This is a genomic window from Lentibacter sp. XHP0401, assembly GCF_025751535.1.
GTDB lineage: Bacteria > Pseudomonadota > Alphaproteobacteria > Rhodobacterales > Rhodobacteraceae > Lentibacter.
In genome coordinates this window covers 1-26,810 of record NZ_JAOWLC010000011.1, presented here as the reverse complement: position 1 = coordinate 26,810, position 26,810 = coordinate 1, and the positions used below count along the sequence as shown (strand labels likewise).

Genomic DNA, 26,810 nt, shown 5'->3' with positions numbered 1-26,810 from the left:
GATAATTGCTTATGTCACTGTCGGGGCCGACGACATCGCAGCAGCGGAGCGGTTTTACTCGGCGTTTCTGCCTGAGCTTGGTTATCGGCTTGAAGAGTATCGCGGGGATCTGAGCTACATTCTTCCTGTCGAGACGGGGCAGCGCGCTACCTCGCCCGACTTTTATGTGAAAGCGCCTTTCAATGGTGCGCCTGCCACGGCGGGCAATGGCAATATGGTGGCCTTTGAGGCCCGCAATCAGGCGCAGGTGCGCGCACTTCATGCGGCGGCACTGGCGGCAGGCGGAACGGACGAGGGCCAGCCCGGCTTTCGTGCCAGCTATGGGTCGCAGTTTTATGTGGGCTATTTGCGCGATCCGCAGGGCAATAAGATTGCCCTTTTCTCGAATGATCAGGCTGAGCCGGGGCGGGGCGGGTAAAGCGGCCGCCCTACTCTGGAATAACCTTGCCCGGGTTCATGATGCTTTTCGGATCGAGCGCCAGTTTGATAGCGCGCATGGTGGCGAGCGCGGCTTTGTTTTTGCGCCGCTGCATTGAGGGGAGCTTGTAGGTTCCGATGCCGTGTTCGGCCGAGAAGCTGCCGCCGAAAGAGAGCACGCATTCTTCCACGATTTCGACGGTTCGCGCTTTGACAGCGGCTGAATAGTTTGGCGCTTTGACAGCGTAGTGGACATTGCCATCGCCAAGGTGCGCGACGATGAGGGGATACGCTTGCGCGTCGGCTTGTTTGATCGCCTCATCCGCCATGGTGATGAAGGCATCTACCTTGTCGACAGGCACAGCGATATCGTTGTTAATGATCGGACCTTGCGCAAACATCACCTCGGCGGCGGCTTCGCGGCGGGCCCACATTTCGCGGCGTTGGGCTTCGTTTTGGGCCACGACGGCGTCGTGGATGATGCCGTCTTCAAAAAGCGCGGCGAGCGTATCTTCAAGCTGGATCGCAACCATTGGCCGCCCGTCTTCGCCCAAGGCTGCGCCTTGCTCGGAGGTTGCACCAACTTCGAGCAGGATATTCACGTCATGGGGCGCATCAAAAGGCTCGCGCCCCCCCTGAATGGTGCTCATGTGGATGTCGATATAGGGGCGGGGCATGTATTCAAACGCCTCGACACTTCCTCCTGTGGCGGCTTGGAGGCGGTTCAGGAGATCAAGCGCACCTGTGACACTTCGGGCAGCGACCATGGCTGTGGCGTAGGCACGGGGCTTGGGGGAGAGTTTGAGCACGGCTGCCGTTATGATGCCGAGCGTGCCTTCCGCGCCGATGAAGAGGTGCTTGAGGTTGTAGCCCGAGTTGTCTTTGTGCAACTCGCTCATGATGTCCATGATTTCGCCGCTCGGAAGCACAACCTCTAGCCCCAGACAGAGATCACGCGTGTTTCCGTAGCGCAAAACGTTTGAGCCGCCTGCGTTTGTTGAAAGGTTGCCGCCGATCATCGCGGAACCTTGTGCGCCAAAGGTAAGCGGGAAAATGAGCCCGTGGTCTGCGACGGCTTCGCGTAGTGTCGACAGGATGACACCTGCTTCGACAATGGCGAGTTTGGCTTCGGGGCGGATTTCGCGGATTTTGTTGAGCCGCTCCAGCGAGATCATCAGTGCGCCCTCGGCTGTTGTGGCAGCGGCGAGGTTTGTGTTGCCCGAAACGGGGACGACTGGTGTATTTGTCTCGCTGGCGAGTTTCACTATGGCGGAGACATCCGCCGTGTTGGCGGGACGGACAACGGCGAGGGGGGTCCAGCTGAATTCCTGGCTCCAGTCGTGGCTGTATCTGGCCATGTCTTTTCCAGTTAGGACGTGTGCGTCTCCGACGATGACTTTGAGTTTGTCCAGCATAATGCGCTCCTCTTTGACAAAAGGTTAGTCGGACAGCCCGGCCTCATCAAGCAGATGTCGGCCTTGGCGGTCTTCGACCTCGATGACCCAGAGGTCCGGATCCATTGCGCGCTGTTTGGTGAGGGAGGCATCGACGGCGGCTTCCTCGCCTTCGGCCAGACACTCCCAGTTGCGGCTGTCGGTCATGAAGTCAAAGCGGCGCTGGAAGGCCTGTGCCTGGCCATCAAGAGTGTTGAGCTTGACGAGGACTGCGCCCGCCGTATCGTCGCCGTGTTTGACAACGAAGGCGGGTATATCATGTAAGCGCAAACGTGTGAGGTAGGCGGACACCCAGAATTCGGATGTGAGCCGGGTCACGCGTTGCCGTCCTTGAAATCAAGCCCCATCTCGGAGTAGCGCTCGGCTTCATCGAGCCAGTTGGGCCGCACTTTGACCTGCAGAAACAGGTGGACCTTGCGGCCGAGAAATTCCTCGAGATCTTCGCGGGAGGCTTTGGAGACAGCTTTGATGGTTTCGCCACGCTTACCCAAGAGGATGCCTTTGTGGCCGTCGCGCATAACGTAGATGATCTGATCTACGCGACAGGAACCGTCTTTGCGCTCTTCCCAGGCTTCGGTTTCGACTGTGAGCTGGTAGGGCAACTCCTGGTGTAGACGAAGGGTGAGCTTTTCGCGGGTCATTTCGGCGGCTATCATGCGCATGGGGAGATCGGCGATCTGGTCTTCGGGGTAGAGCCAAGGGCTTTCGGGAAGTTCGGCGGCGAGCCATTTGCGCAAGTCAGGCACACCATGGCCGCGCTCGGCAGAGATCATGAACGTTTTGACAAAGGGGTGGAGCGAGTTCATCTGCTCAGTGAGTTGCAGGAGCGAGTCGGACTTCACTTTGTCGATCTTGTTGATTGCGAGGGCGACTTTCTGACCGGGGTTGAGGCCTTTCAGGCTTTCGATGATGTGTTTGACGCCTTCGGAAATACCACGGTGTGCCTCGATGAGCAGCACGACGATATCGGCATCAGCTGCCCCGCCCCATGCGGCGGCGACCATGGCACGATCAAGCCTGCGGCGGGGTTTGAAGAGGCCCGGGGTGTCTACAAAAACAATTTGCGCATCGCCCTCAAGCGCCACACCACGGATACGGGCGCGGGTTGTCTGAACCTTGTGGGTGACAATGCTGACCTTGGCACCGACCATGCGGTTGAGCAGGGTGGATTTTCCAGCATTTGGCTCTCCGATCAGGGCAACAAAGCCTGCGCGTGTGGTCATGTCATTTGCTCCAGTAAAGGCTGCGGGTTGTTTAGCTTGTTTCGACGTCAGCTTCCAGCGCCGCGTGCACGGGCAAAACTGTAGACGCCCGCGAGGACGATAGCAGCGGCACCGAGGAGGGTGAAGCTGTCGGGGCGCTCGCCAAAGACGGTGAAGGCGATAATGAGGGCGAAAAGGAGCCGTGTGTAACGGAAGGGCGCAACGAAGCCGATATCGCCTGAGCGCATGGCGCGGGTGAGGGCAGAGTAAGCAAGCACGCCTATAAAGGCGGCACCTGCTGTGAGCGCGAGGCTTCTGGCATCGGGCAGGGTTGTTGGCGCTGTTTCAAACAGGCTGATGATGAGGCCAGACAGAATGAGCACCGAAAAGCCAAGGCTGCCGAGTTGGGCTGTGGACATGGCTGGCGGACTGGCTCGTGTGGCCAAATCGCGGCCCGCGAAGCCTATGGTGGCTAGGAGGGCGTAAAGCGATGTAACCTGAAAGCTCTCAAAACCCGGTCGGATGATGATGAGCACACCTGCGAAGCCTGCGGTCATGGCGAGCCAGCGTCGCCAGCCGACGGCCTCGCTAAAGACGAGGATGGCCCCGAAGGTGACAACAATGGGCGCGGCCTGAAGGATGGCTGAGGTGCTGGAGAGCGGTGCATAGGCCAGCGCGAGCGCAAAGAAGAGCCGGCCCATCAGCTCGAAGGCGGAACGGATGAGCATGGTGCGCTTGAGGCAGGCGGGGTGAAATACCGGTTCACGTGCGAGGGCTGAACGGGCGGCAAAGAGAGAAAATCCGATGCCGCCAAAGCACAACAGCGCTGTGCTGATGGGGATGGTTTGGGTGGCGGCTTTGAAAAAGCTGTCTTCAAGGGCAAAGGCTGCCATGGAGAGCACCATGAAGGTCGCGCCTAAACGGTTGGCGCTCATCCTTTGCTTTCAAGCTTGGCCAGCAGATCCGCGGCTGCGCCTTGCTCGGCGGCACGCTTGGAACTGGCTGTGGCGCTGGCGGTTTCGCCGCTTTCGAGCTGTGCCTCAATTGTGAAAACGGGAGCATGGTCGGGTCCTGTGCGGGCAGTCTCGACATACTTTGGCGGTTGTTGCTTGCGCGCTTGGGCCCATTCTTGCAAGGCCGTCTTGGGGTCGCGTGCGTCGCTTTCGACAGAGTTGATATTGCTGGCCCATAACCTAAGGATAAAGGCTTTGGCTGCCTCAAAGCCGCCATCAAGGTAGACCGCAGCGATGACTGCTTCCATAGCATCTCCCAAAAGCGCGGTTTTGCGCCGCCCGCCAGACATCATCTCGGAGCGGCCAAGCTTAAGGACCGCGCCGATATCAAGCTCGCGCGCGAGATCGGCGCAGGTTTCCTTGCGGACGAGGGCGTTGTATCGGGGGGCAAGCTGGCCTTCACTTGCGCTTTTGTCGTCTTTCAGCAGAGCCTCTGAAACGACGAGGCCGAGCACACGGTCGCCCAAAAATTCGAGGCGTTGGTTGTCGGGGCGGGTTGGCGAAGACATAGAGCTGTGCGTGAGTGCCCGGATTAGTAGTTCGGGGCGTGTAAAGACATGCCCTATCCGTGCCTCGAAGGCTTGAAGATCACCTGAGAGCTTCAATTTATTTTCTTGAAGAAACGGTCACTGCGCCATGTCCAGAAATAGAGCATGGAGCTGCCCGCAGAGGAGAACATGACACGGTCGGCACGGCCGATCAGGTTTTCGTATGGCACAAAGCCAACGCCGCCGACACGCTGGTCAAACCGGCTGTCTGTCGAGTTGTCACGGTTGTCTCCCATAAAAAAGTAATGCCCCGCGGGGACAGTGAAGAGGGGGGTATTGTCGGCGCGGCGCTCACCAATATTGAGGATACTGTGAGAACGGCCATTGGGCAGGGTTTCGGTCTGGCGCGATTTGGTGCACTCAGCGCCGATGCCGACAGAGCCGTTTTCGCACGCGGGCTGCATACGCTGAGGCCCTTGCATTTCAAATGTTTCGGCGAAAATACCATCATCTTCGAGTTTCACAGGCGTGCCGTTTATTTGGAGCACTCCGTTTTTGAGTTGGATTGTGTCGCCCGGCAAGCCAATGAGGCGTTTAATGAAATCCGAGCCGTTCACAGGGTGGCGGAAGACCACAACATCACCGCGCTCGGGCTCGCCGCCAAAGAGGCGGCCGTTTTCACCACGTGACCAGCCACAGATGTCTTCGGCATCAATATTGATACCAACGGCAGGGATGCGCACCGAGGGACAGGAGGCGTATGAATACCCATATGCCATTTTGTTTACGAAAAGAAAGTCGCCAATAAGAAGCGTGTCTTTCATCGAACCTGAGGGAATCCAGAAGGGCTGGAAGAAAATTGTACGGAACACTCCTGCGATGAGCAGCGCGTAGAAGATTGTCTTGATGGTTTCGACAAAACCGCCACCACTTTTTTTCACTTCTGTTGTCATCAAATTTATCCCTGAAAGCTAGGAGCTACATGAGGTGCGGGGGCGGGGCTGTCAACCCGGCGGGCGCGCTTCGGGAGGCTTTGCGCCTATGGTTTTGCGTGGAGAGGTCGCGCCTCAATTACCACGAAGGCCTGCGCCCATGGGTGATCATCAGTAAGGGTGACATGAATGACGGTCTCATGGCCTTCCGGTGTCATTTCATCAAGTCGCTCTTTGGCCCAGCCAGTCACCTCCATCACAGGCTGCCCTGTGTGTAGGTTGCTGACACGCATATCCTTCCAAGCGATACCCATGCGTAGGCCCGTGCCGAGCGCCTTGGAGCAGGCCTCTTTGGCTGCCCAGCGTTTGGCATAGGTCCCGGGAGTATCAAGGCGGCGATCTGCCTTGCGTTGTTCAGTCTCGGTAAACACACGATTGCGAAAACGGTCGCCAAAGCGATCGAGCGTGGCGGCTATGCGCTCGATATTGGCGAGATCGGTTCCAATGCCGAGGATCATGCTGCGGGCTTAAGCATTGCGGGCTGCATCCATCAGGCGGCGCATTTCACGAATGGCAAATTCCATCCCTACAAAAAGTGATTCGGCCATGAGGAAGTGGCCGATATTAAGCTCCATCACCTCTGGGATTGCGGCGATTGGTGCAACTGTTTCATAGGTGAGGCCGTGGCCTGCATGGACCTCAAGTCCGAGCGAACGTGCCAGTTTTGCGCCTTCTTTCAAAGCGGCGAGCTCTGCATCACGTTGGTCAACTTCTCCAGCGTAGTGGTAATCGCAATAAGCGCCTGTGTGGAGTTCAACCACGGCAGCACCAATGCGTGCTGCCGCGCGGATTTGAGATGCTTCATGGCCAATAAAGAGCGAAACGCGGGAGCCTGCCTCGCGTAGGGGGGCGATGAAGCGAGCGAGGCGCTTGTCATCGCCCGCAACGTCAAGCCCGCCTTCTGTTGTCCGTTCTTCGCGCTTTTCAGGCACGATACAAACAGCATAAGGGCGGTGGCGCAGGGCAATGGCCTGCATCTCTTCTGTCGCAGCCATTTCAAAGTTGAGCGGAGTTGTAAGAGCGGCCATGAGGCCGTCGATATCTGCATCGCGAATGTGCCGCCTGTCTTCACGAAGATGTGCGGTTATACCATTCGCGCCCGCGGCTTCGGCGAGTTTGGCGGCGCGCACGGGGTCGGGGTAGGCGCTGCCACGGGCATTGCGCACGGTTGCAACATGATCAATGTTCACACCAAGGCGGAGTTTTGATGGGTTTGTCATAGGCACCTCTGCTCCATCGATTCGCGACGCTTAGCTGATTTGATCAAATTTCCCAAGAAACCCCAACATCTTTCTTTTTGCGATAAATAATTTGGGGCATTTAAGAATGCTCGCCTTCTCAACGTGTCGGATCGCACGTAGTGCAATTCGAAACCAGATCATTTCCCGCTATTCGCTGTTTTCTTGCGCAGGGCCGCCAACTTCTGCTTGATACGGCCTTTGCGGCGGTTTTGGTAGGCGCGGATGAGCGGGACAGAGATGTAGTAACAGATCGAGGCCGTCACAATGCCCGGGATAATCCCACCGATGAGGTATGGGAAGAACACTTCGTCATAGAACACAGACAGCCCATGCCAGTCGGCTGTCGCATCGGTGAACATTGACATGAAGTTATGCCACAAATCATGGCCTGCTTCGGTAAATTTTCTGCCCAGTTTTTGTTCGGCAACTTCAAATTCCGTTCCCAGAAGCCAATGGCCTGTTTTGAGTGCGGCGACCCCAATAGGAATATAAGTCAGCGGGTTTCCAAAGAAGGTGGCAAGTAGTGCTGCGATGATATTGCCTTGCATGACACGTGCAACAAGGGCCGCAACGACGAAGTGAATGCCATAAAAGGGTGTAAAAGTTGTAAAAACACCAGCCCATATGCCACGGGCGATTTTGTGGGGCGGGTCTGGCAGGCGGTGAAGACGGTGGCGTATATAATGAAACGCGCGAGTCCATCCCCCCTTGGGGTAGATGAGATCTGCGACGACTTTCCACCAAGCCCGTTTGTCTCGCCGTTTGAAGACCAAACCTTAGTTCCTTATCGTCACTTGCGCCTCTGCCTCTGACACGTTGTCCGCAATACTGGCCTCGGGGTCAATGACCCGTTCGAGGTGAACCACATCGTTTTCCGCTTCCAGCACCGAGTTGAGAGAGTGCAAATGCTCAGCATCTCTCAAGTCGACGTCTATTCTTAGTTTGAAAAAGTCGGGTTTGCGATCCAGAAATTCAAGGTCAGATATATTGGCCTTGCTTTCACCAATGAGTGTGCAGACCCTCCCGAGCACTCCCGCATCGTTGCCAATCGTGAGTTCCAAGGTGACAGGGTAGACGGCAGGATGGTTGCCGGATTGCCAGTGAAGGTCTAGCCACCGCTCGGGTTGATCCTCCAGGTCACTCAGTCTGTCGCAATCAATCCGATGTGCAACAACGCCTTTGCCGCGATACGTGATACCAACGATTCGCTCGCCAGGTAGGGGTTGGCAGCAGCGCGCGCGCTGAAAATGCTGGTCAGGAGAGAGGCCGATCACAGCGCGCTCGGGCGGCACAGATTCGGCCTGCACCTCGACAAGGTCGGGGTAGACTGCCTGCACCACACTACGGGCGGTTATTTCGGCGCTTCCAAGCTGGGCGAGCAACTCTTCAAAGTCTTCGAGGCGCAGTTTTTTTGCTGCAGTTCCAAGCACCTTGTCGGTTGATTTTTTGCCGAGGTTCTCAAAGGCGGCGCGCGCAATTTCGCGGCCCAGTTTGATGAAACGCTCGCGGTCCATTTCACGCAGGGCGCGGCGGATGGCGCTTTTGGCTTTGCCCGTGACGGCCATATCAAGCCACGTGGCTTGCGGGGTTTGTCCCTCGGCTGTAATGATTTCGACAGACTGGCCATTGCGGATACGGGTCCATAGTGGCACGCGCATATGGTCAATCTTCGCTCCCACACAGGCATCACCGATGCGGGTGTGAATGGCATAGGCAAAATCAAGCGGTGTCGCGCCGCGTGGCAGCTTGATCACATCACCTTTGGGCGAGAAGCAGAAGACCTGGTCGGCATACATTTCAAGCTTTACAGCTTCAAGGAAAGCGTCGTGGTCTTCTTCGGGCTCGAACTGCTCGGTGAGGCCCGAGACCCATTTGACAGGGTCAACGGCGAAGGGGTTTTCAGTGCGCACACCGTCACGGTATGACCAATGCGCCGCCACGCCGCTCTCGGCAACATCGTGCATTTGCCACGTGCGAATCTGCACCTCGACGCGCTTGCCATCACGGCCCGACACGGTGGTGTGGATCGAGCGGTAGCCGTTGGATTTGGGCTGGCTGATGTAATCTTTGAAGCGGCCGGGAATGGCGCGCCAGCGTTGGTGGATCACCCCGAGGGTGCGGTAGCAATCGGCTTCATTCTTAGTGATGATGCGGAAGCCGTAGATATCGGAGAGTCGCGAAAAGGCGAGTTCCTTTTCCTGCATCTTTCGCCAGATCGAGTATGGTTTTTTTGCACGACCGATGATTTTGGCGTCGATACCGGCTTTTTCCAACTCAAGTGTCATATCGGCGGTGATTCGCTCGATTACATCGTCGGTTTCGTTTTGCAGGGTGATGAAGCGGCGCATGATCGAAGCGCGGCCCTCGGGGTTGAGCACTTTGAAGGCGAGGTCTTCGAGTTCTTCGCGCATCCATTGCATCCCCATGCGGCCCGCAAGCGGCGCGTAGATATCCATAGTTTCGCGCGCCTTTTGCGCCTGTTTGTCGGGACGCATGGCCTTGATGGTGCGCATGTTGTGCAAACGGTCGGCGAGCTTCACGAGGATGACCCGCAGATCGCGTGACATGGCAATGAAGAGCTTGCGAAAGTTCTCGGCCTGTTTTGTCTCGGTCGAGGAAAGCTGAAGGTTGGTCAGCTTGGTGACACCGTCGACAAGATCGGCGATTTCGCTGCCGAATTTCTCGGAGACGACCTCATAGGAGGCGCCAGTATCTTCAATAGTGTCGTGCAAAAGGGCTGTGATCAGCGTGCTGTCATCAAGTCTCTGGCCCGCTAGAATTTGTGCAACTTCAACGGGATGCGAGAAATATGGCTCACCAGAGTGGCGCTTTTGGCCCTCATGCGCGGCTTTGCCGAATTCGTAGGCCTCTGTGATGAGGGCTGCATTTGTCTTCGGGTTATACGCGCGGACGAGATCCAAGAGCTCGTCGACAGGAGGGATCATTGGCTACAGTGCCTTGTAAAAAGGTCAGCCCTGACCTTGTGCTTCCATCAGCTGACGCAGGAGCTGCTCTTCTGACATGTCGTCATCAGAAGGCTTGTCGGCTTCCGCCCCCATGAGCAGCGCCATGGCATCATCTTCAGGTTCGTCCACTTCGATCTGGGTCTGGTTGCTCTCGATCAGACGCTCGCGCAGCTCGTCGGCTGTTTGAGTTTCGTCAGCTATCTCACGCAGGGCAACGACAGGGTTTTTGTCGTTGTCGCGGTCGATCGTGAGGGCGGCTCCAGCGGAGATTTCACGCGCACGATGTGAGGCGAGCATGACAAGTTCAAAGCGGTTTGGCACTTTGTCTACGCAATCTTCAACGGTCACACGGGCCATGGGATACTCCAGATCAGTCTAATGAAGGCCTGTATCTATGAGCAGACGGGAGTAAACACAAGCCGAAAAGGCCGTTTAGAGGGGGATAACCGCCTCTTTTTCACCCTCGGGCAGGGCGTTCAGCATGGCTGTGACGCTTTGGCCTGTGACGGGATGGAGCCAGTCGGGCGCTATTTCGGCCAATGGAATGAGCACAAAGGCGCGCTCTGCTAGGCGCGGGTGCGGTAAAACAAGCTGTGTCGGCGCTTCAATGCGCTGGATCTCGGGAGGTAGAGATTGCCAGAGGTGATAGGTATCCACATCGGGCAGAATACGGTTGTCGGCGGCGATTATATCAAGATCAAGGCTGCGCATGCCCCAGCGTTGCACGCGCTCGCGGCCAAAGGCTGCTTCGATCTCGTGTAGAAGAGTAAGGAGTGCCTTTGGCGCCAGTTGCGTATGCAGTTTTGCGGCGGCGTTGACGTAATCGGGGCCAGCACCTGAGGGGAAGCAGGGGGTTTGGAAAAACCGGCTGACGGCCTCAATTTGCACACCTGCTTGCGCCAGCCGCTGAAGTGCCGCGCGCAGGGTCAGTTCGGGGCCACCCAATTCTGACGGCATGTTACCGCCGAGGGCGATGAGGTAGGTTTGCTCTTTGGTCGGCATCGCCCTATTCTTCCTTCGCTTGATCACACCCTTGATCGAGGTATTGTTAACGAATATCTAGGCGCATTAGCCTAGCTTGCCAAACCACTCAACCACTCACTCAATGGCAGGCGCTGAAGGGCTAACGAGGAAGGATAATTAATGTTTTACAAAGACGAACGGCTTGCGCTGTTCATCGATGGATCAAACTTATATGCAGCGGCGAAGTCACTGGGGTTTGACATCGACTACAAGCTGCTGCGGCATGAATTTATGCGCCGTGGCAAGCTTTTGCGCGCTTTTTATTATACCGCGCTGTTAGAGAACGAAGAGTATTCACCTATCCGACCACTCGTGGACTGGCTGAACTACAACGGTTTCAACATGGTGACAAAGCCAGCCAAGGAATTTACCGACAGCATGGGCCGCCGCAAAGTGAAGGGCAACATGGACATCGAACTTGCTGTCGATGCCATGGAGCTTGCGCCTCATGTGGACCATATTGTGATTTTCTCGGGTGATGGCGATTTTCGCCCGCTGGTGGAAAGCTTACAGCGGCAGGGAGTGCGGGTATCGGTTGTATCAACAATCCGGAGTCAGCCACCGATGATCGCCGATGAGTTGCGTCGTCAGGTGGACAATTTCATAGAGCTTTACGAGTTGAAAGATGTAATTGGCCGCCCTCCGCGCGAAGAGCCTTCTGGGGCGGAGCGGAGCTATGTTGATCTGGACTGAACTGTAACGTGATGCAAGCGGGCGCGCGGGCTTGGGCTTTGCGCGCCTTTTTTCTGCCTTGGGGTCTGGACCTGCGCAGGCGCATCGCTTAGCTCAAGTGCACGAGGAGCGCGCCAATGACAAAACCACCTCTCAAAGTTGTTCTTGCCGCCCCGCGCGGCTTTTGTGCGGGAGTCGACCGCGCGATCAAGATTGTCGAGATGGCGATCGAGAAATGGGGCGCGCCTGTTTATGTGCGCCACGAGATTGTGCACAATAAGTATGTCGTTGATGACTTGCGTGGCAAAGGCGCTGTCTTTGTCGAAGAGCTTGATGACTGTCCCGATGACCGCCCCGTTATCTTCTCGGCGCATGGTGTGGCAAAGGCCGTTCCTGCCGAGGCCGAGCGCCGTGAGATGGTCTTTGTGGATGCGACCTGCCCGCTTGTTAGCAAGGTCCATATCGAGGCCGAGCGCCACCATGAGGCTGGCTTGCAAATCATTATGATCGGCCATGAGGGGCATCCTGAAACCATCGGAACGATGGGGCAGTTGCCTGAAGGAGAGGTCTTGCTTGTCGAGACGGAAGCTGACGTGGGCGAGGTTTGTGTGCGCGATGAGGGGAAGCTTGCCTTCGTGACGCAGACGACCCTTTCTGTGGATGACACCGCGGGGATTGTTGCGGCACTTCAGGCGCGGTTTCCCACGATTGTCGGGCCGCACAAAGAAGATATTTGCTATGCTACAACCAACCGGCAAGAAGCCGTGAAGGCCATGGCGGCAACGGTTGACGCGATGCTGGTTGTTGGGGCGCCCAATTCATCAAACTCGCAACGGCTTGTTGAAGTTGGTTCAAACGCGGGCTGTGGCTATTCGCAGCTCGTGCAACGGGCTACCAATATTGACTGGCGCGCGCTTGAGGGGATTGCCTCGATCGGTATTACAGCGGGGGCTTCGGCGCCCGAGCTTTTGGTGCAGGAAGTGATTGACGCTTTGGCAGAGCGATATGAGCTTGATGTGCAGGTGCTTGAAACGGCTCAGGAAAATATCGAGTTCAAAGTCCCGCGCGTGTTGAGGTTGCCTGCATGAGCGCCGATATTGAAACACTGGCGATCTACGATGCCAATGCGGCAGACTATGCGCGGATAGTGGTGAGCAAAGCTGAGCACCAGAGCCTTGAAGCCTTTGTAAAGGATTTGCCCGAGAACGCGCATGTGCTCGATCTAGGCTGCGGTCCAGGGCATTATGCTGCCGAAATGCTGAAGCGCGGGTGCAGTGTTGATGCGTTGGATGGCTCTGCCGCCATGGTTGCACTGGCCAGTCAAATTGAGGGGCTGAATGCGGCTCAGGCTTTGTTTGATGATCTCGATGCTGTCGATATCTATGATGGCATATGGGCAAGTTTTTCGCTGTTGCATGCTCCGCGAGAAAAGCTGCCGCAGCATTTGGGCCAGATCAAGCGCGCCATAAAGGCGAGGGGAGTGTTTCACATCGGCATGAAGCTGGGCGATAGCTCGTCGCGTGACACGCTCGGGCGTGCCTATACATATGTGAGTGAGGGCGAGCTTTTGGGGCTGCTCACTGAGGCAGGCCTCAAACCTTACGATATTTTCAAAGGAGAGGGGGCCGGCTTGTCTGGGTCTGTCGACAAATTTATCCTGGTACGCGCGCATGGCTGAGCTTTTTGCCTATACCGACGGGGCCTGCTCGGGCAATCCGGGGCCCGGAGGCTGGGGTGTTTTACTACGTGCTGTTGATGGTGAAACGGTTGTCAAGGAGCGCTGTTTGCAAGGTGGGGAAGCGGATACGACCAACAACCGTATGGAGCTATTGGCGGCAATCAACGCTTTGGAAACACTAGAGAAACCGTCAACACTGACTGTCGTGACTGATAGTGCGTATGTGAAGAACGGCGTGACGGGCTGGATATTTGGTTGGAAGCGTAATGGTTGGAAAACCTCGAATAAAAAGCCAGTAAAGAACGTCGATTTGTGGCAGCGTCTTGACGCAGCACAAGAGCGCCATTCGGTGACTTGGAAGTGGATCAAAGGCCATGCGGGCCACGCGGAAAACGAGCGTGCTGATGAGCTTGCGCGCGCCGGGATGGAGCCGTTCAAGCCCAAGAGGGGTGGGGCATGACAGCTCTCGCTTTGCTCGATTACACAGCCGTTTTTGTATTTGCTTTGACAGGCGCTTTAACGGCCAGTCGGGCGCAGCTTGATATCATCGGCTTTGTCTTCATGGCTTCGCTTACGGCTGTTGGCGGCGGCACATTACGTGATCTTTTACTTGACAGAAACCCGGTGTTCTGGATTGCCCAGCCCGAGCATATTGCGATTGCCTGTGTTGCGGCTGTTCTTATTTTTTTTACGGCGCATTTGTTTGAAAGCCGCGCGCGGCTTCTGATCTGGCTTGATGCGCTCGCGCTTGGTGTGGCTGTCGCGGCGGGTGTTGGTGTGGCAATGTCGCTTGGCTATGGCGCGCCAGTTGTGCTGCTGATGGGCGTGATGACGGGCACGTTCGGAGGGCTCATGCGCGATGTGGTGGCCAACGAGGTGCCGATGGTGCTGCGACAGGGTGAGCTTTATGTTTCGGCGGCTTTTGGCGGCGCTTGTGTGGCGCTTTTGGCCGCTACGGTTTCAGCAGCCCCGCTCGTCGTGTTCGGCTCTTGTGTGCTCAGCACATTTGTTCTGCGCGCGGGGTCGATAGTCTTTGGATGGCGGTTGCCTGTCTACAAGGCCCGACCGCCTAAGCCCTAGCGCTTAAAATATTTTTGCCAAACCCAGATGACCAGCATCGCGCCCATGACAGCGCCTATGAGCCCACCGAGCATGCCCATGACGCTGAGCAGAAAGCGTAGGAGAAATCCGCCGATCAGCGCACCTGCGATGCCGATGGCCATCGTTGTGACGATATCGGTTTCAAGCCGCATCATTCGAGTTGCAAGAAAGCCTGCAGCCGCTCCGATGATGATGAGATAGAGCGCCATTTCACTTTCTCCAATGGGTCGGAACGATCACAAGCGCGCCAACAGAGGCAGCGATGGCGTTCATCCCGTGGCTTCTGAAACCTACATTGAACATAAGGGTGATAAAGTAAAAAACAAAGGCCCCGCCAACGCAGATGATTATGGATTGTAAGATGCCGTTGCGGGTGAAGCCCGAACGCTCGCTGATGTATCCAACGATGCCTGCGATGATGACAGTGCCGATCATGGAGGGAAACATGGGGCTTTTCCTTAAGTGAGGCGCGTTCCGAGAGGGAGCGGTGTGCCGCGTATGAATTCCGATATATCCTGCGCTTGACTGCCCGCTTTTTGCAAGCGGAGCAGTTCTATCGCGCCTGATCCGCAGGCGACATACGCTGGCGTATTGATTATTTCACCTGCGTTGCCGCTGCCTGCTGCCAGGCGCGATGCCAGAATTTTGAGGCGTGCACCTTCAAGCTCGCACCATGCCCCGGGGAAGGGCGAGAGGCCTCTTATCTGTCGGTCTATCACTTCAGCGGGTTGGGTCCAGTCAATGCGTGCTTCGTCTTTTCTGATCTTCTCGGCATAGGTGACTCCCTCGTCCGTTTGGAGGGAAGGGGTGAGGCCCGGTAGGGTTTCCAATGCTTTTACAATGGCTTTAGCACCAAGAGAGGAGAGCCGGTTGTGTAACTGGAGCGTGGTTTCTTCTGCGCCGATAGGAGTACTTTCACGTAACAAGACCGGGCCTGTGTCAAGACCCGCTTCCATCTGTATGATGCAGACGCCAGTTTCGGCATCGCCTGCCATGATCGCGCGGTGAATGGGCGCAGCGCCCCGCCAGCGGGGCAGGAGGGAGGCGTGAATGTTGAGACAGCCATACGTTGGCGTATCTAGTACCGCTTGAGGCAGGATCAGCCCATAAGCGACAACTACGGCCACCTCTGGCGCGAGACTGGCGAAGTTTTTTTGCGCCTCTTCCGTCTTGAGGCTGGCGGGGTGGCGCACCTCGAGGCCAAACTCCAAGGCGCGGGTGTGCACGGCAGTGAGGCGCTCTTTTTTTCCGCGACCTGCTGGGCGGGGCGGCTGGCAATAGACAGCAGCGATATCATGGTTTGCTGCAACCAGAGCGTCGAGCACTGGCACGCTGAAATCGGGCGAGCCCATGAAAATCAACCTCATGACAGCTTCCTCGCGCGGCGCAGGAGCATGTCACGTTTTACCTTGGAGAGGCGGTCAAAATACATGCGTCCGTTGAGGTGATCAATCTGGTGTTGCATGGACGTGGCCCAGAGGCCGATAAACTCGCGTTGCTCGATTTTGCCTTCGGTATTCAGGAAGCGCACGCTGACACCGCGGGGACGTTTGACCACAGCCGAAACGCCGGGAAGGTTGGGGCTGGCTTCGTCATGCTCACGAAAGATGCCGCTGGCGTTGATGATCTCGGGGTTGGCCATGAGAACGGCTTTGCCGCGCTCTTGGCTGGCGTCAACAACGGCAAGGCGCAGCATCACCCCGATCTGGGGTGCGGCGAGGCCGACGCCTGGCATGGCTTCCATGGTGTCGATCATGTCCTGCCAAATGCTACGGATTTCGTCGGTGATGGACTCGACTGGCGCGGCTTTGCTGCGCAGGCATTTGTCGGGCCATGGTATGCAGGTGCGGGCTGTCATGCGAGTGCTTTCAGGTAGGGCGCTTCCAGGGCTTCGCGCGTGCTTTGTGATACGCGGTCAAAATGCAGCTTGCCTTCCAAGTGGTCAAACTCGTGCTGGATAATGCGGGATTCGGCCCCTTCAAAGCGTGCTTCTTTGGGGTTGCCGCCCGCGTCAGTCCAGCGCGCAATGACGCTTTCGGGACGTGAGACTGGAACGATAATCTCGGGGACGGAGAGGCACATTTCTTTTATAGTGAGGGCATCGCCTTGGGGCATGATCTCGGGATTGATCATTACCAGAGGGGTGCGTGCGCCTTCTTTCCAGCCCGCGTCCATCACAAAAAGCCGTAGCATTGCGCCAACTTGGGGGCCAGCGAGGCCTCGGCCTTTGGCGGCATACATGGTATCAAACATGTCGCTGATAAGGCTGCCCAGATCGGCAGACCCTACAGGTGCGCAAACCTCGCTCAACCGCGCGTCTGGCCATTGAACGATGGGCAAAACGCTCATGTGCGCATCATCTCTCGTTTGAGCTTTTGCATCTTACGGGTGATCATCTGACGGCGCATTGCACCGAGGTAGTCGATGAAAAGCTTGCCGTTAAGGTGATCGATCTCATGCTGAACGCAGGTGGCCCAGAGGCCATCGAAGGTATCTGTGTGCTCGTGTCCGTCACGGTCTATCCAGCGGACATCGACAGCCTTGGGGCGGGTTACTTCGCCGTATTGATCAGGGATGGAAAGACAGCCTTCGTCGTAGGTGTTTGTCTCGTCCGATGAGGCGATGACCTCGGGATTGAACATGGCCATAGGTTTGGGTGCTTCGCCCTCTTCCTTGACGCAATCAAGCACGATGAGGCGTGAGAGCACGCCTACCTGAGGTGCAGCTAGGCCAATGCCCGGTGCATCATACATGGTTTCGAGCATGTCATCCGCGAGCTTGCGCAGATCATCTGAAAGGTCCGGCACCGGGGCGCAGACTTTCTTCAAGCGTGGGTCGGGGTGTATCAGAATTGGCCTTTTCATAAGGCTCATTTAGGCGATGCGGCAAGGCTTCGCAACATGGCCTTGCGCTCGAAATATAAATGGCTAGCTTTTGACGCAAAATAACATTGGAGAGCCTTCATGAATTTTGACGAGATCATAGACCGTAAAGGAACCCATTCGGCGAAGTGGGACATGATGGACAAACTTTATAATGTGCCTGCCGGTGACGGGATTGCCATGTGGGTTGCGGATATGGATTTTCGCCCGCCTGCCTGCGTGCAGGGCGCTTTACAGAAGATGCTGGACCAAGGGGTTTATGGCTACTACGGCGGTGATACAGGCTATCGCGCTGCGATTTGTTGGTGGATGAAAGAGCGCCACGGCTGGGACGTTGATCCAGCGGCTATCTTCACAACGCATGGCTTGGTGAATGGCACGGCGCTGTGTGTTGATACATGGACGGAAAAGGGCGATGGTGTTGTGCTGTTTACGCCTGTTTACCACGCGTTTGCCAAGGTGATTAAGGCCAATGGGCGTAAAGTTGTCGAATGTCCTATGGTGCTTGAAAACGGGCGCTACGAGATGGACTTTGACAGCTATGACGCGCTGCTGGATGGCTCGGAGAAGATGGTTATTCTTTGCTCCCCTCATAACCCCGGTGGGCGGGTCTGGAGTGAGGCTGAACTGAAGCAGGTGGCGGAGTTTGCCAAGAAACACGACCTTATTTTGGTATCTGACGAGATACACCATGACCTTGTGATGCCCGGAGCCAAACATATTCCGATGGCGAAGATTGCGGGTGTTGAGGACCGTCTTGTGATGATGACGGCGACGACCAAGACCTTCAATATTGCGGGCGGACATTCGGGCAATGTGATTGTGCCAAATGAAAAGCTACGGGGTGAGTTCAACGACAAGATGATGGGGCTGGGAATATCGGCCAACTCTTTTGGCATCGAGATGGCCGAGGCGGCCTATTCTCCCGAAGGAGCGGCATGGGTTGATGAACTGGTTGAGTATCTTGACGGGAACCGCAAGATTTTTGACGCGGGCGTGAACAGCATTCCGGGCCTCAAATCAATGCCGCTGCAATCAACTTATCTGGCTTGGGTTGACTTTGAAGGCACAGGGATGAGCCGCGAGGAATTTACCCGCCGTGTTGAGGAAGATGCCAAGATCGCGGCCAACCACGGACCAACCTTTGGCACTGGCGGCGAAAATTTCTTGCGGTTTAATCTGGCCACGCCACGCGCCAATGTGGAACTGGCGGTGGAGCGGTTGAAGGAAGCCTTTGGCGATTTGCAGTGATCAGTGCAGTGACGGAGCGGTTTTGCCTATGAGGGCAACGGGCGCATCTTTGTCGCGCTCATAGTCGAGCGGGGGCGTTTCGTGAGCCTGCGTCGCGCGTTTGAATTCGTAGTGCATTACGTCACCCTCTTCTTCGGCGGCGATTATGAGGCAATTCATCAGATGCTTGGCGCTATCATAAATATCGACCAATCCGCGCAGCTTGGGAGCATTGGTAATGTCGAGTGCGAAGCCTTTGTCCCAGAGTTTGAGGATAGGATATTGCGCATCCCCTACATGGACCCGCAGGCGGGATGACTTTTTCATTGCCGCTTTGCGAGCGGCTTTGAGGGCTTCTTCTATCTCTGGAGATAAATAGTCTGTCATGGTGCGCACCTTCCTAATACCCGCAAGATTTGCATAGCTTGGTTGATAAACAAGTAACGATTTCTTTCTGACTGCTTAATGTTGCAGTCATGTGACGCTGGATGTGCACCTGCGCAGGGGGGCTGCGCGGGAGCGGGTGTTTATATGAAAGGTGCATCGCCCTAAGTTTTGCCTATTGGATAGAAACAGGAGGCTCTGATGGGACATTTGGTAGAGGGCACATGGCATGACGAGTGGTATGATACCGAGTCCACTGGCGGCTCTTTTAAGCGTTCCACAGCCGCCTTTCGCAACTGGATTACGCCGGATGGTGCGGCAGGGCCGTCGGGTGAGGGGGGATTTGCGGCCGAAAGCGGACGTTATCATCTTTATGTGTCCTATGCTTGTCCTTGGGCGCATCGCACGCTGATTTTTCGGGCCTTAAAAGGGCTTGAGGCACATATCAGCGTCTCGGTTGTTCATCCTGATATGCTGTCGGACGGCTGGACATTCGAGACAGATGTGCATGGCGCTACGGGCGACACGCTCTATGGCCTGCCTTTTGCGCGCGACATTTATTTGAAGGCTGATCCGCGCATTTCAGGCCGTGTGACGGTGCCTATTTTGTGGGACAAAACCCGCGAGACGATTGTGAGCAACGAAAGCTCCGAGATCATCCGCATGTTTAACGGTGCGTTTGATAGCCTTACAGGGAACACGGACGACTACTGGCCCGAGATGATGCGCGACGATATCGAAGAGGTGAATGCGCGGATTTATGACACGCTCAACAACGGAGTCTACAAGGCGGGCTTTGCCACCTCTCAAGAGGCGTATGATGAAGCGGCCGGCCCGCTGTTTGACACTCTTGACTGGCTTGAGGCGCGGCTTGGAAGCAAGCGCTACCTGATGGGCGAGCAGATCACCGAGGCGGACTGGCGGTTGTTTACCACGCTCATCCGCTTTGATCTGGTTTATCATCTACATTTCAAGTGCAATCGTGCGCGGTTGATTGATTATCCCAATCTGTGGGCCTACACGCGTGAGCTTTATCAGGTGGAAGGCGTGGCGGAGACTGTGAATTTTGCCCATATTGTGCGGCACTACCACTACAGCCACGAGACTATTAACCCGAGCCGTATAATCCCTATCAACCCTGTTATCGACTTTATGGAGCCGCATGGACGGGGCTAAAAAGGGGTAATACGCCGATATCTTGTGGATAACTCGGCGGGATACCCCATATGGGGTGTAAGCCACGTTGACAAGCCGCCTGCGCGCCAGCCAGACTGGTTCAAATCAAGAATCAAGAGGCGCAATCTAGGCAGTGCGGTTTCACAAGCTCAGACTTACGGGGTTTAAAAGCTTCGTCGATCCGACCGATCTGATCATTCAGGACGGTCTGACCGGTGTTGTCGGGCCCAATGGCTGCGGTAAGTCGAACCTGCTGGAAGCCCTGCGCTGGGTGATGGGCGAGAACCGCCCCACTGCTATGCGCGGCGGCGGGATGGAAGATGTGATTTTCGCCGGTGCCTCCTCGCGGCCTGCGCGTAACTTTGCAGAAGTGTCCCTGCATATCGACAATCAGGACCGCCTCGCGCCAGCGGGTTTCAACGATATGGACAACCTTGAAGTTGTTCGCCGTATCACCCGCGATGTGGGCAGCGCTTATAAGGCGAATGGCAAAGACACCCGCGCGCGTGATGTGCAGATGTTGTTTGCCGATGCCTCGACGGGCGCCCATTCTCCCGCCCTTGTGCGACAGGGGCAGATCAGTGAGCTTATCAACGCCAAACCCAAGAATCGCCGCCGTATCCTTGAGGAAGCGGCTGGCATCTCGGGGCTGTATCAGCGCCGCCATGAGGCGGAACTGAAGCTGAAAGGGGCCGAGACAAACCTCACCCGCGTAGACGATGTGCTGGAGCAGCTGGCAGCCCAGCTTTCTCAGCTTGCACGGCAGGCGCGTCAGGCATCGAGGTATCGCGAGATCGGGGAGGAGTTGCGGCGGTCGGAAGGGTTGCTCCTTTATCGTCGTTGGAAAGAAGCCCAAGTATCGCTGCTAGAAGAACAGGATGTCCTAAAGCAGCGCACGGTGGCTGCGGCGCAGGCCGAATCGGCGGCGCGTGAGGCGACAAAACTGCGCCAGCAACGTGAAGATGCTTTGCCGGCATTGCGCGAGGAAGAGGCGATTGCGGCAGCGGTGTTGCAGCGTCTCACTGTGCAGCGCGATACCTTGGCTGATCAGGAGAAGCGCGCGCTCGCCACGATCGAGACGCTGGAGGCACGTATCCGTCAGCTGGCTGCGGATATGGAGCGTGAAGATGCGCTGAACCGCGACGCAGGCGAGACGATTGCGCGTCTGGAGTGGGAAGCGGGCGAGCTGAAGAAAGCGGGCGAGGGCCATGAGGCCAAACTTGCGGCAGCTTCGGAAGCTTCGCACGATGCGGCTCAGGTGTTGCACGAGCGCGAGAACGCGCTTTCCGAGCTGACCGAAGATGTGGCCCGTTTGGCGGCAAGGCATCAGTCGGCGCAGCGCTTGCTGGAAGACAGCCGCAAGACCGAGGCGCGCTCGACCGCAGAAGCGGAAAAGGCCAAGCTTGCGGCGGGCGAGGCGAAGGCCTTGCTTGAAAAAGCCGCCGTGGATTTTGAAGCTGCACAGCAGGCAGAGGGACTTGCCACGAAGCGCTCGGCTGAGGCAGAGGACGCGCTTACGGCAGCAGAAAATGCACGGGCCGCAACGCAGGCGCGCGAGGCGGATGCAAGAGCCGAGTTGAGCGAGGCGGACGGTGAAGTGAATGCGCTTTCAGCCGAGGCCACAGCGCTGGCGCGGCTTGTCGAGCGTGACACTGCCGAAGGCGGGCAGATCATTGATCAGGTGCAGGTCGAACCCGGCTTCGAGAAGGCGCTTGGCGCGGCTCTGGCCGATGATTTGCGCGCGCCTGAAGTGGATAATGACGGGCCTTCCGGCTGGGCATCATTGCCTGCTTATACGCAAGCACAGGCTTTGCCCGAGGGCGTCACGCCTTTGTCGGCCCATGTGAATGTGCCTGCGGTTCTAACGCGGCGTATGGCGCAGATCGGGCTGGTGGATGCGGATGAGGCGGGTGCCTTGCAGGGCGCGCTGAAACCGGGCCAGCGGCTTGTTAGCCTCGACGGGGATTTGTGGCGCTGGGACGGGTTCCGCGCGTGGGCCGAGGATGCGCCGAGTGCGGCGGCTTTGCGGCTTGAGCAACTCAACCGTTTGGAAGCCCTCAAACAGCAGATGGAAGCGGCCAACTCCAAGGCACAGGGTGCGCGGATGGCGCATGTTGCGTTGACTGAACAGCTTAAGCGTGACGGCGAGGCAGACAAGGCGGCACGTGAGGCGCGGCGCGCTGCCGATACGGCTGTGGCCGAGGCGGCAAGGGCCTTGAGCCGTGCGGAGGCAGACCGCACTTTAGCAGAATCGCGCCTCGACTCTCTGGGCCTTGCTGTGAAGCGCCATGAGGACGAAGCCATGGCGGCGCGGCGCTCTTTGCAGGAGGCCGAACGGGGGCTGAAAGAGCTCGGAGATCTGGACACTGCAAGGGCTGAAGTTGAAGATGTGAAGATGACGGTTGAGGCCGCGCGGATGACCATGATGGCGAAGCGGTCCGGCCATGACGAGCTGCGCCGTGAGGGTGAGGCACGGACGCGGCGGGGGCAGGAAGTAACCAAGGAGCTTTCGGGCTGGCGCCACCGTTTGGAGACGGCGGGCAAGCGGATTGCCGAGCTGGCCGAACGCAAAACCGAGAGCGAGGCCGAGCTGAAAGAAGCCACTGCCGCGCCCGAGGAAATTGCGGCGAAGCGTGAGGAGCTGGGCCACTCGATCGAGCAGGCCGAGGCGCGCAAAGCTGTGGCTTCGGACGCGCTTTCGACAGCGGAGGGTGCGGAGCGGGACGCAACCATAGCAGAGCGTGATGCGGAGAGAGCGGCGAGTGAGGCGCGTGAGGCGCGGGCCCGCTCGGAAGCGCGCACAGATGCGGCAGGCGAGACTGTGGCTTATGCCGCTGACAGGATTGAGGAAGAGCAGGAAACCACGCCAGAGGCGCTGCTTGAAAGCCTTGGCGCGGACCCTGAAAAGATGCCTGCATCAGAGATGATCGAGCAGGATGTGAACCGCTTGAAAAGGCAACGCGATGCACTTGGCGCAGTGAACCTGCGCGCCGAGGAAGACGCCAAGGAAGTCTCGGAAGAGCATGATAATCTTTTAAAAGAAAAGACCGATCTGGAGGAAGCCATTCGGGCTTTGCGCAGCGGCATTGCCAGCCTCAACCGCGAGGGACGCGAGCGTTTGCTGACCGCTTTCGAGCAGGTGAATGACAACTTCTCGATGCTGTTCAAACACTTGTTTGGCGGCGGGGATGCGAACCTTGTTCTGGTCGAAAGTGATGACCCTCTGGACGCGGGCCTTGAGATTATGTGCCAGCCTCCGGGTAAGAAACTGGCGACACTTTCGCTGCTGTCAGGGGGGGAGCAGACGCTGACGGCGATGGCGCTTATCTTTGCGGTATTCCTTGCGAACCCTGCGCCGATCTGTGTGCTTGACGAAGTTGACGCGCCGCTTGATGACGCCAACGTCACGCGCTTTTGTGACCTGCTCGACGAGATGTGCCGCCAGACGGATACGCGGTTTTTGATCATCACCCACCATGCTGTGACGATGAGCCGGATGGACCGTTTGTATGGGGTGACGATGCAGGAGCGGGGCGTGAGCCAGCTTGTGTCTGTGGACCTGAAAAAGGCCGAGGCAATGGTGGCCTGACGCGTTTTGCGGAGCGCTCTGGTTAACGCTGCGCACCGGCGGGTTAACGGGGGGCAGAACGGCCTGATTCTAGAGGGGTGATAAGCGTGCACGATACGTGCACCACCCGTGCACCGCCTGAAACGGGGCCTTGTTAACGCAAAATTAGGTAATGGGGCGTTCGGTGGGGCGTGAGCGGTGGGGTGTTGCCCGGCCTAAAGAGTGCTCAGCGCGATTTGGGTATTTAAGGCAAAAAGAAGAAGCTCAGGGCAAGGCGCGAGCGTATTGGAAACATCTGTTTCGTTGTTTCGCTGCCATGAACGATCCGTGGTAAAACCCTGATATTATCTCACCAGCGCCCAGAAGTTGCCTGAATGTGGGGCGATACCATCCCTTGAAAAGAAAAACCGAGGGACGAGCGAGTATGGATCGACTAACCGAAATGGAAGCCTTTGCAATGGTCGTGGACCAAGGCGGGTTTACGGATGCAGCCAAGAAGATGGGGATTTCGAAATCTGCCGTTTCAAAGCATGTGTCGAGCCTTGAGGCGCGTCTTGGAGCGCGGCTTTTGAACCGCACGACGCGGCGGGTGAGCCCGACCGAGATCGGCCTTGCATATTATGACCGTGCGCGCCGCGTCCTGAATGATGCGGGCGAGGCAGATGCCTTGGTGTCTTCCATGCAGTCGGACCCTTCGGGCCTATTGCGTATTTCTGTGGCGACGGACTTTGGTGTGAACCATCTTTCGCCTGTGCTGGGTGAGTTCCTCGCTGATTTCCCTGATATCACCGTGAACATGGTGCTCAACAACCGCTATGTGGAGCTGATTTCGGAGGGCTTTGATATGGCCATCCGCATTGGCGACCTTGAAGACAGCTCGCTCAGAGCGCGCAAGCTGACCGAGACGAGCATGCGGATGATTGCGAGCCCAGGCTATTTCCAGCGTCACGGGCGGCCCCAGAAAATTGATGACCTCAATGATCACAAGCTTTTGCATTACTCGAACCACTCGGCCGGTAACGTCTGGAAAATCACGGCGCCGTCGGGTGAGAAGCGACAGGTGCGCACGGCAGGCTGGCTGACTGTGAATGACGGACAATCGCTTTTGAACGCGGCCGTGTCTGGCCTTGGCATCGCTTATCTGCCGAGCTTTCTTTATGCGGATGCGCTTGAGAAGGGGCTGGTTGAGGATGCTATTCCTGATCTGCCGATGGAGACGCAGGGCATCTATGCGGTTTATCCACCCGGGCGCTTTACGCAGCCCAAGGTGCGCGCGTTTATCGACTTTCTGGTGCATTCGTTTGGCGACAAAGGCCCGAGCGACTGGTGACGCCTCCCCCTCATTTTCTCCGCGGTTTTCCCGCAACTGGCCCCGAATTGCTTCGGGGCCTTTTTTTTCGTGAGGCGCTCTTTCTAGACAGGCCTGTCCAAAAGGCTTTCCGCGAATCGTTTTTGGTGTCTTAATCCGCGTTGTGATGCTGAGTAATACAGCGCTGATCCAACGGGAGAGACGGGATATGACGAACGATATTCAAGGCCAAGCGGTGCGTCCGTTTGTAAAAAAGTGGGCCGAGAGCACGCTTGCGGGCAAGATGGAGCGCCGCGAGTTTCTGGCTCTGGCGAGTACCTTCGGGGCCAGTGCGGCTGTGGCGTATGGGCTTTTGGGGCAAGCTGCCCCCGCGATGGCTCAAACCGAGGGCAAGAAAGGCGGCATTCTCAAGATCGGGATGCAGATTCTGGCGATGAAAGACCCGCGCACTTTTGACTGGAGCGAGCATGGCAATATCTTCCGGCAATTCGGCGAAACGCTTGTGCGCTGGAACAACGACTTTACCTTCTCGGGCCTGTTGCTTGAAGGTTGGAGCGTGAGCGACGACTCCAAGACCTATACGCTTAATGTGCGCAAGAATGCTCTGTGGAACAACGGGGACCCTTTCACTGCGGATGATGTGGTTTTCAACCTCACTCGCTGGTGTGACAGCACTGCGGAAGGCAACTCTATGGCGGCGCGCTTTACCCCGCTGATTGACGAGGCCACAGGCAAGGCCCGTGACGGTGCGATTGAGAAGATCGACGATATGACTGTGCAGTTGAACCTCTCGGTTCCTGATATTTCGCTGATTGCGGGGATGTCTGATTATCCTGCGATGATTGTGCACCAGAGCTATGATCCCGAGGCTGATTTTGCCTCGAATGCGATTGGCACAGGGATGTTCGAGCTGACGGGGTATGAAGTGGGCGTGAGCGCTTCTTTCAAACGCCGCGAGAGCGGCTGGTGGGGCGGTCAGGCGCTTCTGGACGGGCTTGAGTTTACCGATTTTGGCACGGATCAGTCCAATATCATCGCAGCTTTTGAAGCGGGTGAGATTCATATGAACGATGAAACGGGTTCGGAGTATCTCGAAATTCTGGATGCGCTCGGGCTTGAGCGGAAATCAAAGCCGACGGCCAACACGATTGTGGCGCGGATGCGGGCGGACTCACCGCCCTATGACAACAAGATGGTGCGCAATGCTGTGCAACTGGCTGTTGATAACGCGACTGTGCTCGAGATCGGATATTCCAACGAAGGGATCGTGGCGGAGAACCACCATGTTGCGCCGATGCACCCTGAATATTACGAGCTGCCCAAAATTACGGCGGACCCTGTGAAGGCGAAGGCGATGCTGGATGAGGCGGGGCACGGCGACACCGAGATGGAGCTTATCTCGATTGATGGCGATTGGCGCACAGTGACAACCGACGCGATTGCAGCGCAGTTGCGCGATGCGGGCTTTAACATCAGACGCACGGTTATTCCGGGCAGCACCTTCTGGAACGACTGGACAAAATACCCCTTCTCGACAACCAACTGGGGGCCGCGGCCTTTGGGTATCCAGGTGCTTGCTTTGGCCTATAAAACGGGCGGCGCGTGGAACGAAAGCGGCCACGAGAACCCTGAGTATGACGCGCTTCTGGCGAAGGCGACAGGCGTTTTTGATGATGATGCACGCCGTGAAATCATGAAGGATCTGGAGATGATCTTGCAAGACAGCGGAGCGATCGTACAGCCGTATTGGTATAACACGAGCCTGCATCATGTGGCCGAAGTGAAGAACCTCGAGCGCCACCAGTTCCGCGAGATGCATTTGGAAAATGTCTGGCTGGACGAGTAAGCCTTGACTTGAAAGTAGAGAGAGCCGCCGAGGGAGACTTCGGCGGCTTTTGCTTTTGGGGGCGGGCGCTACTGCGGCGAAGGGCGGGTTTGAGCCCAGATGTATGTACCGGCTGCTGTTCGCAAGTGTTCAATTGCACGTCTTCAGGAAGTCGCTGATATGTATCCG

Annotated in this window: 30 protein-coding genes; 11 read left to right on the top strand and 19 right to left on the bottom strand. The window is 57.1% G+C overall.

The window, feature by feature from the left end; genetic code table 11:
* Position 1: 1 nt before the first annotated feature.
* A complete protein-coding gene (locus OE750_RS14015) occupies positions 2–418 on the top strand; it encodes a VOC family protein (RefSeq protein WP_263765034.1) in 417 nt (138 codons plus the stop codon).
* 10 nt (positions 419–428) lie between these two features.
* Here the strand turns inward: OE750_RS14015 and OE750_RS14010 are convergent, their stop codons facing one another.
* The 12 genes from OE750_RS14010 to folK form a co-directional block, all read right to left on the bottom strand.
* Positions 429–1,832 carry an FAD-binding oxidoreductase gene (locus OE750_RS14010; RefSeq protein ID WP_263764900.1) on the bottom strand — a complete coding sequence of 468 codons (1,404 nt, stop codon included), beginning with the start codon at positions 1,830–1,832 and terminating at the stop codon, positions 429–431.
* Between the two features lie 24 nt (positions 1,833–1,856).
* The gene (locus OE750_RS14005) at positions 1,857–2,189 is read right to left on the bottom strand and encodes a DUF1491 family protein (RefSeq protein WP_263764899.1); all 333 of its coding nucleotides are present in this window, start codon (positions 2,187–2,189) and stop codon (positions 1,857–1,859) included.
* A complete protein-coding gene (gene era, locus OE750_RS14000; RefSeq protein WP_263764897.1) occupies positions 2,186–3,094 on the bottom strand; it encodes a GTPase Era in 909 nt (302 codons plus the stop codon). The genes OE750_RS14005 and era overlap by 4 nt, the downstream gene beginning before the upstream one ends.
* A gap of 47 nt (positions 3,095–3,141) precedes the next feature.
* Complete coding sequence (locus tag OE750_RS13995) at positions 3,142–4,008, bottom strand: DMT family transporter (RefSeq protein WP_263764896.1); 867 nt, start codon at positions 4,006–4,008, stop codon at positions 3,142–3,144.
* Positions 4,005–4,691: a ribonuclease III gene (gene rnc, locus OE750_RS13990; RefSeq protein ID WP_263764895.1), complete on the bottom strand. Its 687-nt coding sequence runs from the start codon at positions 4,689–4,691 to the stop codon at positions 4,005–4,007. The genes OE750_RS13995 and rnc overlap by 4 nt, the downstream gene beginning before the upstream one ends.
* A complete protein-coding gene (gene lepB, locus OE750_RS13985; protein WP_263764894.1) occupies positions 4,688–5,527 on the bottom strand; it encodes a signal peptidase I in 840 nt (279 codons plus the stop codon). Before lepB ends, rnc begins: the two co-directional genes overlap by 4 nt.
* An 86-nt stretch (positions 5,528–5,613) precedes the next feature.
* Positions 5,614–6,024, bottom strand: coding sequence for a holo-ACP synthase (acpS, locus tag OE750_RS13980; RefSeq protein ID WP_263764893.1), 411 nt, complete (start codon positions 6,022–6,024; stop codon positions 5,614–5,616).
* A gap of 9 nt (positions 6,025–6,033) precedes the next feature.
* On the bottom strand, positions 6,034–6,786 hold the full coding sequence (locus OE750_RS13975; RefSeq protein ID WP_263764892.1) for a pyridoxine 5'-phosphate synthase: 753 nt from the start codon (positions 6,784–6,786) through the stop codon (positions 6,034–6,036).
* 158 nt (positions 6,787–6,944) lie between these two features.
* Positions 6,945–7,580, bottom strand: coding sequence for a DUF2062 domain-containing protein (locus OE750_RS13970; protein WP_263764891.1), 636 nt, complete (start codon positions 7,578–7,580; stop codon positions 6,945–6,947).
* A gap of 3 nt (positions 7,581–7,583) precedes the next feature.
* The gene (locus OE750_RS13965; RefSeq protein ID WP_263764890.1) at positions 7,584–9,752 is read right to left on the bottom strand and encodes a RelA/SpoT family protein; all 2,169 of its coding nucleotides are present in this window, start codon (positions 9,750–9,752) and stop codon (positions 7,584–7,586) included.
* Between the two features lie 24 nt (positions 9,753–9,776).
* On the bottom strand, positions 9,777–10,130 hold the full coding sequence (gene rpoZ, locus OE750_RS13960) for a DNA-directed RNA polymerase subunit omega (RefSeq protein ID WP_263764889.1): 354 nt from the start codon (positions 10,128–10,130) through the stop codon (positions 9,777–9,779).
* A gap of 75 nt (positions 10,131–10,205) precedes the next feature.
* Complete coding sequence (gene folK / locus OE750_RS13955) at positions 10,206–10,775, bottom strand: 2-amino-4-hydroxy-6-hydroxymethyldihydropteridine diphosphokinase (protein ID WP_263764888.1); 570 nt, start codon at positions 10,773–10,775, stop codon at positions 10,206–10,208.
* Positions 10,776–10,916: 141 nt separating this feature from the next.
* Between folK and OE750_RS13950 the strand changes: the two genes are divergently transcribed.
* From OE750_RS13950 to OE750_RS13930, 5 genes are all read left to right on the top strand, one after another.
* Positions 10,917–11,489 (top strand): NYN domain-containing protein, encoded by a 573-nt coding sequence (locus OE750_RS13950; protein ID WP_263764887.1) that lies wholly within the window; start codon positions 10,917–10,919, stop codon positions 11,487–11,489.
* A gap of 116 nt (positions 11,490–11,605) precedes the next feature.
* Positions 11,606–12,556 carry a 4-hydroxy-3-methylbut-2-enyl diphosphate reductase gene (gene ispH, locus OE750_RS13945; protein WP_263764886.1) on the top strand — a complete coding sequence of 317 codons (951 nt, stop codon included), beginning with the start codon at positions 11,606–11,608 and terminating at the stop codon, positions 12,554–12,556.
* Positions 12,553–13,146: a class I SAM-dependent DNA methyltransferase gene (locus OE750_RS13940; RefSeq protein WP_263764885.1), complete on the top strand. Its 594-nt coding sequence runs from the start codon at positions 12,553–12,555 to the stop codon at positions 13,144–13,146. The genes ispH and OE750_RS13940 overlap by 4 nt, the downstream gene beginning before the upstream one ends.
* Positions 13,139–13,606, top strand: coding sequence for a ribonuclease HI (gene rnhA, locus OE750_RS13935; RefSeq protein WP_263764884.1), 468 nt, complete (start codon positions 13,139–13,141; stop codon positions 13,604–13,606). The genes OE750_RS13940 and rnhA overlap by 8 nt, the downstream gene beginning before the upstream one ends.
* Positions 13,603–14,226 (top strand): trimeric intracellular cation channel family protein, encoded by a 624-nt coding sequence (locus OE750_RS13930; protein ID WP_263764883.1) that lies wholly within the window; start codon positions 13,603–13,605, stop codon positions 14,224–14,226. Before rnhA ends, OE750_RS13930 begins: the two co-directional genes overlap by 4 nt.
* On the opposite strand, the gene OE750_RS13925 is transcribed toward OE750_RS13930, so the two are convergent.
* The 6 genes from OE750_RS13925 to def (OE750_RS13900) are packed head-to-tail and all read right to left on the bottom strand — an operon-like array spanning position 14,223 to position 17,111.
* Entirely contained in the window at positions 14,223–14,456 is a 234-nt protein-coding gene (locus OE750_RS13925) for a GlsB/YeaQ/YmgE family stress response membrane protein (protein ID WP_263764882.1), read from the bottom strand. The genes OE750_RS13930 and OE750_RS13925 overlap by 4 nt on opposite strands.
* 1 nt (position 14,457) lies before the next feature.
* Positions 14,458–14,694 (bottom strand): hypothetical protein, encoded by a 237-nt coding sequence (locus OE750_RS13920; protein WP_263764881.1) that lies wholly within the window; start codon positions 14,692–14,694, stop codon positions 14,458–14,460.
* Positions 14,695–14,705: 11 nt separating this feature from the next.
* Positions 14,706–15,614, bottom strand: a complete 909-nt coding sequence (fmt, locus tag OE750_RS13915) for a methionyl-tRNA formyltransferase (protein WP_263764880.1) — start codon at positions 15,612–15,614, stop codon at positions 14,706–14,708.
* The gene (def, locus tag OE750_RS13910; protein ID WP_263764879.1) at positions 15,611–16,105 is read right to left on the bottom strand and encodes a peptide deformylase; all 495 of its coding nucleotides are present in this window, start codon (positions 16,103–16,105) and stop codon (positions 15,611–15,613) included. The genes fmt and def (OE750_RS13910) overlap by 4 nt, the downstream gene beginning before the upstream one ends.
* Complete coding sequence (gene def / locus OE750_RS13905) at positions 16,102–16,596, bottom strand: peptide deformylase (protein ID WP_263764878.1); 495 nt, start codon at positions 16,594–16,596, stop codon at positions 16,102–16,104. The genes def (OE750_RS13910) and def (OE750_RS13905) overlap by 4 nt, the downstream gene beginning before the upstream one ends.
* A complete protein-coding gene (gene def, locus OE750_RS13900; RefSeq protein WP_263765033.1) occupies positions 16,593–17,111 on the bottom strand; it encodes a peptide deformylase in 519 nt (172 codons plus the stop codon). Before def (OE750_RS13900) ends, def (OE750_RS13905) begins: the two co-directional genes overlap by 4 nt.
* Positions 17,112–17,210: 99 nt before the next feature.
* Here def (OE750_RS13900) and OE750_RS13895 point away from each other — a divergent pair, with 99 nt between their 5' ends.
* On the top strand, positions 17,211–18,380 hold the full coding sequence (locus OE750_RS13895) for a MalY/PatB family protein (protein ID WP_263764877.1): 1,170 nt from the start codon (positions 17,211–17,213) through the stop codon (positions 18,378–18,380).
* On the opposite strand, the gene OE750_RS13890 is transcribed toward OE750_RS13895, so the two are convergent.
* Positions 18,381–18,746: a hypothetical protein gene (locus OE750_RS13890; protein WP_263764876.1), complete on the bottom strand. Its 366-nt coding sequence runs from the start codon at positions 18,744–18,746 to the stop codon at positions 18,381–18,383. It lies immediately after the preceding gene.
* 198 nt (positions 18,747–18,944) lie between these two features.
* On the opposite strand from OE750_RS13890, the gene OE750_RS13885 reads away from it, so the two are divergent.
* The 4 genes from OE750_RS13885 to OE750_RS13870 all read left to right on the top strand — a co-directional run bounded on the left by OE750_RS13885 (position 18,945) and on the right by OE750_RS13870 (position 26,642).
* On the top strand, positions 18,945–19,919 hold the full coding sequence (locus OE750_RS13885; RefSeq protein ID WP_263764875.1) for a glutathione S-transferase family protein: 975 nt from the start codon (positions 18,945–18,947) through the stop codon (positions 19,917–19,919).
* A 133-nt stretch (positions 19,920–20,052) separates the two neighbouring features.
* Complete coding sequence (smc, locus tag OE750_RS13880; protein WP_263764874.1) at positions 20,053–23,508, top strand: chromosome segregation protein SMC; 3,456 nt, start codon at positions 20,053–20,055, stop codon at positions 23,506–23,508.
* A 403-nt stretch (positions 23,509–23,911) separates the two neighbouring features.
* Positions 23,912–24,817, top strand: a complete 906-nt coding sequence (locus tag OE750_RS13875) for a LysR family transcriptional regulator (RefSeq protein ID WP_263764873.1) — start codon at positions 23,912–23,914, stop codon at positions 24,815–24,817.
* Between the two features lie 187 nt (positions 24,818–25,004).
* Positions 25,005–26,642, top strand: a complete 1,638-nt coding sequence (locus OE750_RS13870) for an ABC transporter substrate-binding protein (protein ID WP_263764872.1) — start codon at positions 25,005–25,007, stop codon at positions 26,640–26,642.
* The last annotated feature ends 168 nt before the right edge of the window (positions 26,643–26,810 follow it).

Coding starts and splice junctions, on each gene's coding strand:
- OE750_RS14010 (WP_263764900.1), bottom strand. CDS start 1,832: ATGCTGGACAAACTCAAAGTCATCGTCGGAGACGCACACGTCCTAACT.
- era (WP_263764897.1), bottom strand. CDS start 3,094: ATGACCACACGCGCAGGCTTTGTTGCCCTGATCGGAGAGCCAAATGCT.
- rpoZ (WP_263764889.1), bottom strand. CDS start 10,130: ATGGCCCGTGTGACCGTTGAAGATTGCGTAGACAAAGTGCCAAACCGC.
- OE750_RS13965 (WP_263764890.1), bottom strand. CDS start 9,752: ATGATCCCTCCTGTCGACGAGCTCTTGGATCTCGTCCGCGCGTATAAC.
- OE750_RS13925 (WP_263764882.1), bottom strand. CDS start 14,456: ATGGCGCTCTATCTCATCATCATCGGAGCGGCTGCAGGCTTTCTTGCA.
- OE750_RS13995 (WP_263764896.1), bottom strand. CDS start 4,008: ATGAGCGCCAACCGTTTAGGCGCGACCTTCATGGTGCTCTCCATGGCA.
- OE750_RS13940 (WP_263764885.1), top strand. CDS start 12,553: ATGAGCGCCGATATTGAAACACTGGCGATCTACGATGCCAATGCGGCA.
- ispH (WP_263764886.1), top strand. CDS start 11,606: ATGACAAAACCACCTCTCAAAGTTGTTCTTGCCGCCCCGCGCGGCTTT.
- OE750_RS13890 (WP_263764876.1), bottom strand. CDS start 18,746: ATGACAGACTATTTATCTCCAGAGATAGAAGAAGCCCTCAAAGCCGCT.
- OE750_RS13875 (WP_263764873.1), top strand. CDS start 23,912: ATGGATCGACTAACCGAAATGGAAGCCTTTGCAATGGTCGTGGACCAA.
- lepB (WP_263764894.1), bottom strand. CDS start 5,527: ATGACAACAGAAGTGAAAAAAAGTGGTGGCGGTTTTGTCGAAACCATC.
- rnhA (WP_263764884.1), top strand. CDS start 13,139: ATGGCTGAGCTTTTTGCCTATACCGACGGGGCCTGCTCGGGCAATCCG.
- OE750_RS13895 (WP_263764877.1), top strand. CDS start 17,211: ATGAATTTTGACGAGATCATAGACCGTAAAGGAACCCATTCGGCGAAG.
- acpS (WP_263764893.1), bottom strand. CDS start 6,024: ATGATCCTCGGCATTGGAACCGATCTCGCCAATATCGAGCGCATAGCC.
- folK (WP_263764888.1), bottom strand. CDS start 10,775: ATGCCGACCAAAGAGCAAACCTACCTCATCGCCCTCGGCGGTAACATG.
- OE750_RS13885 (WP_263764875.1), top strand. CDS start 18,945: ATGGGACATTTGGTAGAGGGCACATGGCATGACGAGTGGTATGATACC.
- fmt (WP_263764880.1), bottom strand. CDS start 15,614: ATGAGGTTGATTTTCATGGGCTCGCCCGATTTCAGCGTGCCAGTGCTC.
- OE750_RS13920 (WP_263764881.1), bottom strand. CDS start 14,694: ATGTTTCCCTCCATGATCGGCACTGTCATCATCGCAGGCATCGTTGGA.
- OE750_RS13975 (WP_263764892.1), bottom strand. CDS start 6,786: ATGACAAACCCATCAAAACTCCGCCTTGGTGTGAACATTGATCATGTT.
- OE750_RS13930 (WP_263764883.1), top strand. CDS start 13,603: ATGACAGCTCTCGCTTTGCTCGATTACACAGCCGTTTTTGTATTTGCT.
- def (WP_263764879.1), bottom strand. CDS start 16,105: ATGACAGCCCGCACCTGCATACCATGGCCCGACAAATGCCTGCGCAGC.
- OE750_RS13870 (WP_263764872.1), top strand. CDS start 25,005: ATGACGAACGATATTCAAGGCCAAGCGGTGCGTCCGTTTGTAAAAAAG.
- def (WP_263765033.1), bottom strand. CDS start 17,111: ATGAAAAGGCCAATTCTGATACACCCCGACCCACGCTTGAAGAAAGTC.
- def (WP_263764878.1), bottom strand. CDS start 16,596: ATGAGCGTTTTGCCCATCGTTCAATGGCCAGACGCGCGGTTGAGCGAG.
- OE750_RS13950 (WP_263764887.1), top strand. CDS start 10,917: ATGTTTTACAAAGACGAACGGCTTGCGCTGTTCATCGATGGATCAAAC.